The sequence below is a fragment of the Streptomyces sp. Ru72 genome, from assembly GCF_002920635.1.
Lineage (GTDB): Bacteria > Actinomycetota > Actinomycetes > Streptomycetales > Streptomycetaceae > Streptomyces.
In genome coordinates this window covers 1-13031 of the sequence record NZ_PQSR01000155.1, presented here as the reverse complement: position 1 = coordinate 13031, position 13031 = coordinate 1, and the positions used below count along the sequence as shown (strand labels likewise).

The following is a 13031-nucleotide window of genomic DNA, read 5'->3' as shown; positions in this document are numbered from 1 at the left end:
AACTGGACCAGCTACATCAGCAGCTGGACCGACGGCAACGAGTCCCGCCGCTGGACGGACGAGAGCTATTCGCAGGTCCAGTTCACCAACTGCTTCGCCCAGTACGGCACCACGGACCAGGTCGTCGTCCAGATGTGGCGGGACATCCCGCTGGCGGTCGACAAGAGCTACGGCAGCAAGACGTTCACCAACTGCTTCAGGGGCTCGGGCTACACCAGCAACGGTGAGTGGACCGGCCTGCCGTCCGGTGACTTCTACTTCGAGGCGTCCAAGATCGCCCAGGGCGGTTCCTGCTGCCTGCTCTCCGTCAGCACCGTCTACGTCGACACCACCCAGGCGGACTGAGCGGCCGACCACCGATCAGGAGGGGCTGGGGCGTTCCGAGCGCGCATTCGGGGGACGCCCCACCCCCACCCCCCTCCCAAGGACATCCGTGAGACTTCGCACTCGGCTGCGCGCCAGCAGCGCCCTGTGGGCCTTCCCCGTCGCCATAGGGTTGGCCCTCTTCTACTACTACGAGGTCACCGCCACCTCGATCTCCGCGTCGAGCTACGCCTACGCCCCGACCCTGGTCGCATATCCGCTGGCGTCCATGTACCCGTTCGCCTATGCCCTCGCTTCCGCCCTGGGCGCCTGGGAAAGCGGACGTCTCACCCGGGGGGCCGTCTGGCAGCTCGCCCCGGCCCGCTCCCGCTACCGGATAGCCGCCGAGGCGCTCGGGCCCGTGCTCGCCCTGGCCTGGCTGATGCTGCTCCTTCCGGTGGTCATCGCCTTCGTCCAGGAGAGCGCGACCCCCACCCTCGCGAGTCTGCGGCCGCTGCTGATGGCGCTGCTCGTGTGCGTCGCGCACTCGGTGATCGGCTTCGCCGTGGGACTGCGGATCAAACCCGTCTTCGCCGCGCCCGTCCTGGCCGTGGTGGTCTTTCTCCTGGTGGCGACGTCGGTCGCCCTGGAACCCTTCTGGTGGCGTCATGTGAGCGGCGAGTACTCCGAGACGCTGGAGTTCGGGGAGGTCGCGACCTGGACATCCGTGCTCGCTCAACTCCTGCCGACCTGCGGTCTGGCACTGGCGATCGCACTGCTGTGGTCGTCCTGGTCCCCGTTGCGTCGACCCGCGGTGCGCGGGACGCTGGCCGCCGCTCTCGCGGCTGTCTGCGCGGTGAGCGCCTTCTCCATCACCCGTGGCTGGGGCCCGACGGCCCCTTTGGGCAAGGGTGACGTCTCCATGTCGTGCATGGGCGAGGCGCCGCAGGTCTGCATGCCTGAGGAGACGGCGAGCGGCCTGAAAGCCGTCCACAGCGACGTGGTGAGCGCACTGGACGACCTGGCTGCCGCAGGCATCACGCCGACCGCACCGTCGCTCGTCACCGACACGCTCGCGGACGGCCGCGACCATCCCGCCTCCACCAAGAGCACCTGGCGGGTCGGACTGACAAAGGGCGCCGAGCGCGGAACCGTCCGCTACCAGATCGTGCGCAGCGCGATCGCCTTCCCCTGCCGCCGGCCCGACCTCGCCACCACCCGGGTCGTGGTCGGATGGGCGGCCGAGCGGACCGGTGAGTCGAAGACGCTCGAGAAGCTCCTGGCGCAGGACCCGTTCTACGGCACCGAGCAGCGCTCCGCGCTCCAGCGGCAGGTGCGTGCCGTGCTCGGCAAGCCCGGGCCGGAGCAGACCCGCTGGTACCGCCAGCAGCTGACCGCGGCGTGCGCGAAGTCCGGGAACGGAGGGGCCGCATGATCTGGTGGCTCAAGGCGCGCCAGGCCCACGTGGTGCTTCCCGGGAGCCTCGCAGGACTGGCCGCACTGACGCTCGTCTTCCAGGACACGACGGCCCTACTGCCGTCGATCAGCCTGTCGGGCGGCACCCAGACCCAGGTGATGACCTTCGTCGCGATCGTGCCGGTCGCCGCGGTGGCACGCTGCCTGGACTCCCGGCTCCCGGCGCCGGAGGGCTCGGGGATCCGGCCGGTACGACGGCTGGACACCCTGCTGATCCTCTCGGTCGTCGCGGCCTCGTTGCTCGTCGGCTTCGCGATCGGCGCCCTCACGGGCTCCTCCGCCGCCTGGGCCGTGGGCCGCAACACCGCCTTCCTCACCGGTCTGATGCTCTGCTTCCACGCCCTGGTCGGCACGCCCGCCGTCATGGTGCCGGTCGCCTGGGTCATGGCCGTCGTCCTGGTGGGCTTCCGCACCTTCACGGACCCGTACCTCTGGGCGATCGTCCCGGAACCGCTCGGCGCTCCGCACGCCGCGATCGCCGCCGTCCTGGCCCTCGCCGCCGGCATCGCCGCCCAGCTCCGCTCCCCTAGGAATCAGCCATGACCCTGGTACTCGCCGACTGCACCTACTCCTACGGGCGGCGCAAGAGGCCCGTGCTCAGCGACTTCAGCTACGAACTGCCCGGCGGCCTGACCATCCTGCTGGGCCCCAACGGCGCAGGGAAGTCGACGCTGCTGAAGATGTCCGCCTCCGTCGTCGTCCCCGAGTCGGGCTCGGTCTCCTTCGGCAGGCTGCGCGCCGGCAGCAAGGAGTTCCGCAAGGCCGTCGCCTGGATGCCGCAGACCATCACCCCGCTCGCCTCCCTGACCGCACGGGAGTACGTCGCCTACATCGGCTGGCTCAAGGGGATGAACCGCAGCGACGCCTGGTCGCAGGCGCGCCGGGCGCTGCAGCGCGTCGAGCTGTCCGACAAGGCCGACGAGCGCACCACCCGCCTCTCCGGCGGCCAGCTGCGCAGGGTGGGGGTGGCGGCGGCCCTGGTGCACGACGCCAGGGTGCTCCTGCTGGACGAGCCGACGGCCGGCATGGACCCGCGTCAGCGCCGGGTCTTCCGGGACATCCTGGCCGGTCTGAGGGAGGACGTGCGCGTGCTCATGTCCACGCACGATGTCGCGGACCTCGCCGAGGAGGCCGACCACGTCACCGTTCTGGAGGCCGGCCGGATCCTGCACTCCGGCACCACCGAGTCCTTCCTCGCCCACACCCCGGCCGACGTCCCCCAGGGACGTGCCGCGGAGGGTGCGTACACCGCTCTCCTGGGCCACGGGGAGCCGTAGGCCAGGACAGCCCGGGGGCGGCCCGCGGCATGCCGCCGCGGGCCGCCCCCGGGAACACGAAGGCCCGGATCGTCAGGCGGAAATGCCGTCGATCCGGGCCAAGGCGTCGTCCGCGCCGTACGGCTGCAGGTATGGCAGCCAGCGCGGGTCCCTATGGCCGGTGCCGATGATGCGCCAGGCCAGGCCGGTGGGCGGGGCGGGTTTGTGGCGCAGCCGCCAGCCCAGCTCGACGAGGTGGCGGTCGGCCTTGACGTGGTTGCAGCGGCGGCAGGAGGCCACCACGTTGTCCCAGACGTGCTGACCACCGCGGCTGCGCGGGATGACGTGGTCGACGCTGGTTGCGACGCCACCGCAGTACATGCACCGGCCGCCGTCGCGGGCGAAGAGCGCGCGACGGGTGAGAGGAACGGGCCCCCGGTAGGGAACCCGTACGAATCGCTTCAGCCGGACCACGCTGGGTGCGGGGACAGTGACGGTCGCGCTGTGCATGTAGGCGCCGGACTCCTCGAGGCAGACGGCCTTGTTCTCGAGGACGAGGATGAGCGCGCGGCGGAGCGGTACGACGCCGAGTGGCTCGTACGACGCGTTGAGGACCAGGACGTGCGGCACGGATGCCCTCCTTGTACGCCGGCGGCGCGTGGCTCGCGCCGGGACGATCTGAGAGCCAGTTTCCCCTCATGCCTGGTGGAAGCGCCACCATGTCCCGGTAACGGGCTGGGAGTGTTTTCGACCACACCCGGGGCGCCACCGGGCGCGCGCCCCCCTGCTTCACCTGGTGAACCCCCAGGTGACACGGTCTCTCCACGGAACATCGTCATGATCCCCACACGATGCCCCGTTAGTGTGGTGCCCCTGCCGTCCGGTGACCTTTCCGTGACCTCGACGACCTTGACCGCCCCCACCGGAGGCAGACGCACTGGAGGTATCCGCCGTGTCCCTGCCCGCCCTACCGGCCGCCGGCGCCACACCGGCTCCGTCCCCCACGGAGTCGACGGCTCCGGCGGTTCCCACGTTCCAGGACGCCCAGGAGAGCGCGAACCACGCCGCGAGCTGGGTCGAGCAGAACTGGTCGACCTGGCTCGCGATAGGCCTCAGGGTCGTCCTGATCCTGGTCATCGCGGCAGTGCTGAGAGTGGCGGTACGGCGCGCGATCACCCAGCTCATCGAGCGCATGAACCGCACCACCGAGGCGACGGGCAACGGCACCTCGCTGGGCGGCCTGCTGGTCAACGCCGAGCGCCGCCGGCAACGCGCGGCGGCCATCGGGTCGGTGCTGCGCTCGGTGGCGAGCTTCCTGATCCTCGGCACCGCGGCGCTGATGGTGCTGGCGACCTTCCAGATCAACCTGGCCCCGCTGCTGGCCTCGGCCGGTGTCGCCGGTGTGGCGGTCGGTTTCGGCGCCCGCAACCTGGTCACGGACTTCCTCTCCGGCGTGTTCATGATCCTCGAGGACCAGTACGGCGTCGGGGACACCATCGACGCGGGGGTGGCCTCGGGCGAGGTGATCGAGGTCGGCCTGCGGGTGACGAAGCTCCGCGGCGCCGACGGCGAGATCTGGTACGTCCGCAACGGCGAGGTCAAGCGCATCGGCAACCTCTCGCAGGGCTGGGCGACGGCCGGGGTGGACGTCACCGTCCGCGCCGGCGAGAACCTGGACCGGGTGAAGGCGACCCTGGACGCGGTGGCCGAGCGGATGAGCAAGGACGAGCCCTGGAACGAGATCCTCTGGGGCCCCGTCGAGGTGCTCGGACTGGACAGCGTGCTGATCGACTCCATGGTGGTCCGCCTCTCGGCGAAGACCATGCCGGGCAAGGCGCTGGCGGTGGAGCGCGAGCTGCGCTGGCGTGTCAAGCGGGCCTTCGACGAGGCGGACATCCGCATGGTGGGGGGCACGCCCGCCACCCTCACGGAGGAGGAGGCCGACCCCACTGCCCCGGTGGCGCCCCCGTCGGCCCATTCCAACCCGGATTCCCCGCAGTCGGAAGCGGCCTCGCCGATCCCGCCACCGCGCCCGGCGGCGAAGTAGCGGGGCGCACGGTCGTGTGAGGGAGGCGGCGCCCGGGGGGCCGGGCGCCGCCTCTTCGCGTGCGTGGGCAGGGCGGAACGGTTCAGCACGCTCGTTCGAGTGATAGGGAACGTTTCTGCAGGTCAGAAGCCCGATCGGCTCGCGCACGCTCCTGCCGGGGCACCCAGCGTGGGCGTAGCCTGGCACCAGCGCGACAAGGAGAACCAGCAGTGATCGCCGAACCCCTCATGGAGCCGGTCATGCCGCAGGTGGACCCCATCGACCTGTTGATCGCATTCGAGAAGGCAGCATCACCGATGCCGATTCGAGCGGAGTACATCGAGGGGACGGGCATCGTGCCGCCTCAACCGGAACATCGGCACAACGCCGCTGCCATCAAGCTCATCGTTCAGTTCCACATGGCAGGAATGGATCTGGCAGGCGCGGGCGACGGTTTTCGTGTCACTCACACAGACGGGCGCACTATGGCGCTGGTCATCCCGGACTTCTATGTCTGCCACCGGGATCCCACCGACCTCGACGAGTCCTACCGCAAGGCCCACAAAGGCTGGTATCCGATCAACATGGTCGCGCTGATCGGCGAGGTCACCTCCACCAACCACGAGACGGACACCGGCCCCAAGCTGCGAACGTACGCGGCCGCCGGCGTCCCCGTCTACGCGCTGATCAACCGCAACACGAAGACAGCCCATTGCCACACCGACCCGATCACCCCCGACGACGACCCGACCAAGGCGTATTACGGCAGCGAAGTGAAGGTCGAACTCGGCAAGCCGCTCCCCCTCCCCGCCCCCTATCCCACCCTGGACACCACCCCCTTCCTGGAGAGCCGACCCCGGTAACGAGTCGGTTGCCCGCCAGTGGCCGGTATTGACGCCTCCGGTCGCTTGCCCCTACCTTCCTGCCATCGATAGGAAACCTTCCTAACAGATCGCGGCGAACGCGATCAGTCGGTGGACTTCCCCGCGCCCCCACTGAAAAACTGGGCCGTCGAAAGGCAGGTGGCGACACACATGGCAGGATCCGCCGGTACGCCGGGCACCCCGAGCGTTCTGCGCGCCATGAACGACCGCGCCGCCCTGGACCTGCTCCTGGAGCACGGCCCGCTGAGCCGCACCCGCATCGGCAAGCTCACCGGCCTGTCGAAGCCCACCGCCTCCCAGCTGCTGGCCCGCCTCGAGGCCGCCGGACTCGTCCTGATGACCGGCACCAGCGAGGGCCGCCCGGGCCCCAGCGCCCAGCTGTACGTCGTCAACCCGGCCGCCGCCCATGTCGCCGGCCTGGACGTCACCCCCGAGCGCATCCTGGCCGCCGTCGCCGACATCACGGGCCGCACGGTCGGCGAGCACGAGCTGCCCACCCCCGGCCGCCGCGCGGCGCAGCCCGTCGTACAGCAGGTCACCGACGCGCTCGACGGCGCCGTGAAGGCCGCCGGGCTCGCCGCCTCCGACGTGCACCGGGTGGTCATAGGCACCCCGGGCGCCTTCGATCCCACCACCGGCCGCCTGCGCTACGCCTCCCACCTGCCCGGCTGGCACTCCCCCACACTGCTGGAGGAACTCGCCGCCGCCCTGCCGATGCCGGTCGAGTACGAGAACGACGTCAACCTCGTCGCCCTCGCCGAGCAGCGCCTGGGCGCGGCCAGGGGCCATGACGACTTCGTGCTGCTGTGGAACGAGGGCGGTCTCGGCGCCGCCCTGGTCCTCGGCGGCCGACTGCACCGTGGCTGGACAGGCGGAGCCGGCGAGGTCGGCTTCCTGCCGGTGCCGGGCGCCCCGCTGGTCCGTCAGGTCACCAAGGCCAACAGCGGCGGCTACCAGGAACTGGCCGGCTCCCAGGCCATCCCGAAGCTCGCCCGCGAACTGGGCATCGAGGACGTGCCGACCGGCCCGTACGCCGAGGTCGCCGCCACCCTCGTCGCCCGGGCCGCCGACAGTGCCACCGGCCCCCACCGGCGGCTGCTCGAGACGTACGCGACCCGGCTGGCCACCGGTCTGGCCTCGCTCGTCTCCGTGCTCGACCCCGAACTCGTCGTCCTCAGCGGCGCCTCCCTCACCGCCGGGGGCGAACCGCTGCGGCGCCTGCTCCAGGCCGAACTGGAGGAGCTGGCCGCATCCCGGCCACGCCTCGTCGTAGGCGACGTACGTGAACACCCCGTGCTGCGCGGGGCGCTGGAGAGCGCCCTCGCCGCCACCCGCGACGAGGTCTTCGACACCTCGCGCTGAGTCCCCGGGTCCCCACCCCGGTTCCACCCCTGCCCCGGCACCCGCTCCGGTCGAACCACGCCCCCGCCCGTCCCAGGGAGACCCCGTCATGCCCGTAACAGCCCGAAAAGTAGCTTTTGCCCTGACCGCCTCGGTCGCTCTCCTCACCACCGCCTGTACCGGCCAGTCCTCCTCCGGCGCGAGTGACGACGCGTCCAGGGAGACCACCATCAACTTCTGGCACGCCTGGAGCGCGCCGAACGAGACCAAGGCCGTGAACGCGCTGATCGCCGGCTTCGAGAAGGCGCATCCCGGCATCCACGTCAACGTCGTCGCCAACATGACCGACGACAAGATCAACCAGGCGCTGCGGACCGGCGGCGACAAGGCCCCCGACGTCATCTCGTCCTTCACCACGAACAACGTCGGCAGGTTCTGCTCCTCCGGCGCCCTGGTCGACCTCGACCCGTTCTTCAAGAAGGCCGGCATCGACCCGGCCACGACCTTCCCGAAGGCGATGAACGAGTACACCCAGTTCGACGGCAATCGCTGCACGGTGCCGCTGCTGGGCGACGCGTACGGGCTCTACTACAACAAGACCGCGTTCAAGAAGGCGGGCATCACGGCCCCGCCCAAGACGTGGTCCGAATTCGAGACCGACGCCAAGAAGCTGACCGTCCCCGACGGCGACGGCTACAAGCAGCTCGGATTCATGCCGGACTACCACGGCTGGGAGACCACGACCGAGCACTACTTCGCGCAGTTCTCCCCCACCTACTTCGACAAGAACGGCAAGTCGAACCTGGCCGAGGACCCCGCTTTCACGGCGGGTTTCACGCTCCAGAAGAAGCTGGTCGACGAACTGGGCGGCTACCAGAAGCTGGAGAGGTACCGCTCGAAGCTCGGTGACGAATGGGGTCCCAAGCACCCCTTCCACACCGGCCAGGTCGCCATGCAGCTCGACGGCGAGTGGCGCCTGGGCATGGCCCTGGACGCCAAGCCGAACTTCGACATCGGGGTCGCCCCGCTGCCCGTACCCGACGACCAGGCCTCGCAGTACGGCAAGGGCTACATCACCGGCACGATCGCCGGCATCGCCGCCGACAGCACCAAGCAGAACGCGGCCTGGGAGCTGGTGAAGTACATGACCACCGACACGGACGCGGTGGTGAACTTCTCCAACGCCATCCACAACGTGCCCTCCACCCTGGCGGCGCTGAAGTCCCCGAAGCTGAAGTACGACCCGCGCTTCAAGACGTTCCTGGACATCGCCGCGAACCCCGACTCCACGACCACGCCCGCCTCGGTCAACGGCGGCGTGTACCTCACGACGATCCAGCAGCTCGGGTACGACTACGAGAGCGGCAAGGTCAAGGACCTCAAGGCGGGCCTGGAGAGCGCCGCCAAGCAGATCGACACGGACATCGCGCAGGCGAAGTAGCGATGAGCACGATCACCCTCGCCTCGAAGCGCCGCAGGGCGGCGCTTCGCACGGCCGCCTTCATGTCGCCCTGGCTGATCGGCTTCGCGGTCTTCTTCGCGTACCCGCTGATCTCGACGGTCTACTTCTCGTTCATGCACTACGACGGCTTCCGGCCGCCGACGTGGAGCGGAACGAAGAACTGGACGTACGTCTTCGAGGACTACCCGTTCTTCTGGCCGGCGCTCCGCAACACCCTGTGGCTGGTCGTCGTCATGGTCAGCCTGCGGGTCGTCTTCGGGCTCGGCGTCGGACTTCTGATCACGAAGATCAAGACGGGTACGGGCGTCTTCCGCACCCTGTTCTACCTGCCCTACCTCGCTCCGCCCGTCGCCGCCACCATGGCGTTCGCCTTCCTCCTCAACCCGGGTACGGGCCCGGTCGACTCGATCCTCGAGAAGACCGGCATCCCGGCACCGGGCTGGTTCAACGACCCTTCCTGGTCCAAGCCCGCCCTCACCCTGCTCGCCCTGTGGGGCATCGGCGACCTGATGGTCATCTTCATGGCCGCCCTGCTCGACGTGCCGCAGGAGCAGTACGAGGCGGCCGAACTGGACGGCGCGTCCGCCTGGCAGCGCTTCCGGTACGTGACGCTGCCCAACATCTCGCCGATCGTGATGTTCGCCGTGGTCACCGGAGTGATCCAGACCATGCAGTACTACACACAGCCCCTGATCGCCGGAAAGGTCGCCTCCGGTGTCATCCAGGGCGCCGGGACGCAGTTCGAGCCGGGCTACCCCGAGAAGTCCACGCTCACCCTGCCCCAGCTCGTCTACAACCTCGGCTTCCAGCGCTTCGACTACGGCTCCGCCTGTGTGGTCGCGCTCGTGCTGTTCGCCCTGTCCATGGTGTTCACCGCGTTCCTGATGCGGCGCCGGGGCGGCCTCAACCTGGCAGGTGACTGACCATGACCCAAGTACTCGACAAGCCGGTGGGGGTGCGGGCACCCGTCTCCCCGGCCGCACGCACGGCCCGCCGCAGGGCCGCCCTGGAGTGGGTCGCGGTCCACTCCCTCGGCGTGGCCGCCGCCCTCTTCTTCGCACTGCCCTTCGTGTTCGTGTTCCTGACCTCGCTGATGAGCGACAGCCAGGCGCTCAGCCGCGACCTGATCCCGCACACCTGGGAGTGGGGCAACTACAAGAGCGTGCTCGACACACCCGGCTTCCTGACCTGGTGGAGGAACACCCTGTTCTATGCCGGTCTCGGCACCGTCCTGACCGTCGTGTCGTCCGTCCCGGTGGCGTACGCGCTCGCCAAGTTCCGCTTCCGCGGCCGGAATCTGTCCCTCATGCTGGTGGTCTCGATGATGATGCTGCCGCCCCAGGTGATCATCATCCCGATGTACCTGTTCTGGGCGAAGCAACTGGACCTGGCGGGCACGCTGTGGCCGCTGATCATCCCGATGGCGTTCGGCGACGCGTTCTCCGTCTTCCTGCTGCGCCAGTTCCTGATGACCATCCCGAACGAGTACCTGGACGCCGCGAAGGTCGACGGCTGCGGTGACCTGCGGACCCTGGTGAAGGTCGTGCTGCCCATGGCACGGCCCGGCATCGCCGCCGTCGCGCTCTTCCAGTTCTTCTACGCCTGGAACGACTACTTCGGCCCGCAGATCTACGCCTCCGAGAACCCGGGTGCTTGGACGCTGAGTTACGGCCTGGAGTCGTTCAAGGGCGCGCACCACACCGACTGGAACCTGACCATGGCCGCGACCGTGCTGGTCATGGCCCCCGTGATCCTCGTGTTCTTCTTCGCCCAGCGGGCGTTCGTCGAGGGCGTCACGCTCACCGGAGTGAAGGGTTAGTCAGCCACACATGAAACTCACCGTGGTCGGCGGAGGGTCGACCTACACACCTGAACTCATCGACGGATTCGCACGGCTGAGGGACACGCTGCCGGTGGAGGAGCTGGTCCTCCTCGACCCGGCCGCCGAACGCCTGGAGCTGGTGGGCGGACTGGCCCGGCGGATCTTCGCCAGAACGGGGCACCCCGGACGCGTCGTCACGACCGGCGACCTGGACGAGGCGGTCGAGGGGGCCGACGCCGTGCTGCTCCAGTTGCGCGTCGGCGGGCAGGCCGCACGGGAGCAGGACGAGACCTGGCCGCTGGAGTGCGGCTGTGTCGGCCAGGAGACGACCGGCGCGGGCGGCCTCGCCAAGGCGCTGCGTACCGTGCCGGTGGTCCTGGACATCGCCGAACGGGTCCGCCGCACCAACCCGAGGGCCTGGATCATCGACTTCACCAACCCGGTCGGCATCGTCACCCGCGCCCTGCTGAAGGAGGGCCACCGGGCGGTCGGACTGTGCAACGTGGCGATCGGCTTCCAGAGGAAGTTCGCCGCGCTGCTCGGGGTCACACCCGCCGATGTGCACCTGGACCATGTGGGCCTGAACCATCTCACCTGGGAGACCGGTGTGCGCCTGGGCGGTCCCGAGGGCGAGAACGTGCTGCCCGAGCTGCTCACCGAGCACGACGAGGCGATCGCCGCCGATCTGCGCCTGCCCCGGAGCCTGGTGAACCGGCTCGGCGTGGTCCCGTCGTACTACCTGCGCTACTACTACGCGCACGACGAGGTCGTGCGGGAACTGCGGACGAAGCCCTCGCGCGCCACCGAAGTCGCCGCCATGGAACGGGAGTTGCTGCGCATGTACGGCGACCCGGCGCTCGAGGAGAAGCCGGCGCTGCTCGCCCGGCGGGGCGGCGCCTTCTACTCGGAGGCCGCGGTCGACCTCGCGGCGGCGCTGCTCGGCGGGTCCGGCTCGCCGTACCAGGTGGTGAACGCGTACAACCACGGCACACTGCCCTTCCTTCCGGACGACGCGGTGATCGAGGTACAGGCGGCCGTCGGCCCGCACGGACCGACCCCGCTGCCCGTACCGGCCGTGGATCCGCTGTACGCGGGACTGATGGCGAATGTGACGGCGTACGAGGAGCTGGCCCTGGACGCCGCCCTGCGCGGCGGCCGGGACCGCGTCTTCCGCGCGCTGCTCTCCCATCCCCTGATCGGCCAGTACGACTACGCCGACGCCCTCACCGACCGACTGATCGCGCACAACCGGGAGCACCTCGCGTGGGCCTGACCGCAAGTGTCCTCGCCATCGACGCGGGCAACAGCAAGACCGACGTCGCGGTGGTGGCCGCCGACGGCGAGGTCCTCGGCACCGCGCGGGGCGGGGGGTTCCGGCCACCGGCCGTGGGCGTGGAGACGGCGGTGGACGCCCTGGCCGAAACCGTCGAGCAGGCCTGCGCGGCGGCGGGAGTCGCCTCGGTCGCCCATGTCTCGGCCTGCCTGGCCAACGCCGACCTGCCGGTGGAGGAGGAACAGCTGGCCGCCGCGCTGCACGCACGCGCGTGGGGCACGACGGTGCAGGTGCACAACGACACGTTCGCGATCCTCCGGGCCGGGGTGGCAGAACCGAGAGGCGTCGCCGTGGTCTGCGGCGCCGGCATCAACTGCGTCGGCATGCGCCCCGACGGGCGCACCGCCCGCTTCCCCGCGCTCGGTCGCATCTCGGGGGACTGGGGCGGCGGGTGGGGCCTGGCGGAGGAGGCCCTGTGGTGGGCCGCGCGCGCCGAGGACGGCCGCGGCGGCCCCACCGCCCTGGCACGCACGCTGCCGGCGCACTTCGGCCTCGCCTCGATGTACGCGCTCATCGAGGCGCTGCACCTGGGGCACATCGCCCACGACCGGCGCCACGAGCTGACCCCGGTGCTGTTCACGACGGCCGAGGAGGGCGATGCCGTGGCCCGCGCGGTCGTGGACCGGTTGGCGGAGGAGGTCGTCACGATGGCGACGGTGGCCCTGAGGCGGCTGGACCTCCTGGAGGAGGAGACCCCGGTCGTACTGGGCGGCAGCATCCTGGCGGCCCAGCACCCCCGACTGGACGACGCGGTGAGGGACCTCCTGGCGTCGAGGGCCCCGAAGGCGGTCCCCCAGGTGGTCACGGCCCGCCCGGTCCTGGGAGCGGCACTACTGGGCCTGGACCACGAACACGCCCCGAGAGGGACCCAGGAACGGGTACGGGCGTACTACGAGGGACCGCAAGGCCGCTGAGCCGACGGGGAGGCTGCGCCCGCGCGGCTGCGAGCGCCCGTGCGCCGGGCTCCCACCCACCCAGCCGTGGCAGCGAAGCCACCGGGCGGCGGGTAGCTGCCTCGGCCGGCGCAGCCGGGCAGCCGCCCGCAGCCGCCGTAGCCGGTGCTGGCGCCGTGGCTGCGGGCGGTCGTGCCGCTGGGGCGGCACGGGTGGGCACTGGGGGTACCTCCCA

13 protein-coding genes are annotated in these 13031 nt (G+C 70.2%); 12 read left to right on the top strand and 1 reads right to left on the bottom strand.

Annotation, left to right across the window (positions count from 1 at the left end):
- The 4 genes from C3488_RS40955 to C3488_RS37170 form a co-directional block, all read left to right on the top strand.
- The coding region (locus C3488_RS40955) for a hypothetical protein (RefSeq protein ID WP_103845274.1) at positions 1 to 345 on the top strand (345 nt) is incomplete at its 5' end.
- Between the two features lie 88 nt (positions 346 to 433).
- A complete protein-coding gene (locus tag C3488_RS37180; protein WP_103845273.1) occupies positions 434 to 1738 on the top strand; it encodes a hypothetical protein in 1305 nt (434 codons plus the stop codon).
- Entirely contained in the window at positions 1735 to 2322 is a 588-nt protein-coding gene (locus tag C3488_RS37175) for a hypothetical protein (RefSeq protein WP_103845272.1), read from the top strand. Before C3488_RS37180 ends, C3488_RS37175 begins: the two co-directional genes overlap by 4 nt.
- Entirely contained in the window at positions 2319 to 3056 is a 738-nt protein-coding gene (locus C3488_RS37170) for an ATP-binding cassette domain-containing protein (protein WP_103845271.1), read from the top strand. The genes C3488_RS37175 and C3488_RS37170 overlap by 4 nt, the downstream gene beginning before the upstream one ends.
- 72 nt (positions 3057 to 3128) lie before the next feature.
- Here C3488_RS37170 and C3488_RS37165 read toward each other — a convergent pair whose 3' ends face one another.
- Complete coding sequence (locus C3488_RS37165) at positions 3129 to 3665, bottom strand: HNH endonuclease (RefSeq protein WP_103845270.1); 537 nt, start codon at positions 3663 to 3665, stop codon at positions 3129 to 3131.
- 322 nt (positions 3666 to 3987) lie between these two features.
- On the opposite strand from C3488_RS37165, the gene C3488_RS37160 reads away from it, so the two are divergent.
- The 8 genes from C3488_RS37160 (at position 3988) to C3488_RS37125 (ending at position 12817) form a co-directional block, all read left to right on the top strand.
- Positions 3988 to 5082, top strand: a complete 1095-nt coding sequence (locus C3488_RS37160) for a mechanosensitive ion channel family protein (RefSeq protein WP_103845269.1) — start codon at positions 3988 to 3990, stop codon at positions 5080 to 5082.
- Between the two features lie 209 nt (positions 5083 to 5291).
- On the top strand, positions 5292 to 5924 hold the full coding sequence (locus C3488_RS37155) for a Uma2 family endonuclease (protein ID WP_258053886.1): 633 nt from the start codon (positions 5292 to 5294) through the stop codon (positions 5922 to 5924).
- A 171-nt stretch (positions 5925 to 6095) separates the two neighbouring features.
- The gene (locus C3488_RS37150) at positions 6096 to 7307 is read left to right on the top strand and encodes an ROK family transcriptional regulator (RefSeq protein WP_103845268.1); all 1212 of its coding nucleotides are present in this window, start codon (positions 6096 to 6098) and stop codon (positions 7305 to 7307) included.
- An 88-nt stretch (positions 7308 to 7395) separates the two neighbouring features.
- Positions 7396 to 8727, top strand: coding sequence for an ABC transporter substrate-binding protein (locus C3488_RS37145; protein WP_103845267.1), 1332 nt, complete (start codon positions 7396 to 7398; stop codon positions 8725 to 8727).
- A 2-nt stretch (positions 8728 to 8729) separates the two neighbouring features.
- Positions 8730 to 9671 carry a carbohydrate ABC transporter permease gene (locus C3488_RS37140; protein WP_103845266.1) on the top strand — a complete coding sequence of 314 codons (942 nt, stop codon included), beginning with the start codon at positions 8730 to 8732 and terminating at the stop codon, positions 9669 to 9671.
- A gap of 2 nt (positions 9672 to 9673) precedes the next feature.
- Positions 9674 to 10567, top strand: a complete 894-nt coding sequence (locus tag C3488_RS37135; RefSeq protein WP_103845265.1) for a carbohydrate ABC transporter permease — start codon at positions 9674 to 9676, stop codon at positions 10565 to 10567.
- A gap of 10 nt (positions 10568 to 10577) precedes the next feature.
- Positions 10578 to 11843, top strand: a complete 1266-nt coding sequence (locus C3488_RS37130) for a 6-phospho-beta-glucosidase (protein WP_103845264.1) — start codon at positions 10578 to 10580, stop codon at positions 11841 to 11843.
- Complete coding sequence (locus tag C3488_RS37125) at positions 11834 to 12817, top strand: N-acetylglucosamine kinase (protein WP_103845263.1); 984 nt, start codon at positions 11834 to 11836, stop codon at positions 12815 to 12817. The genes C3488_RS37130 and C3488_RS37125 overlap by 10 nt, the downstream gene beginning before the upstream one ends.
- Positions 12818 to 13031: the final 214 nt, after the last annotated feature.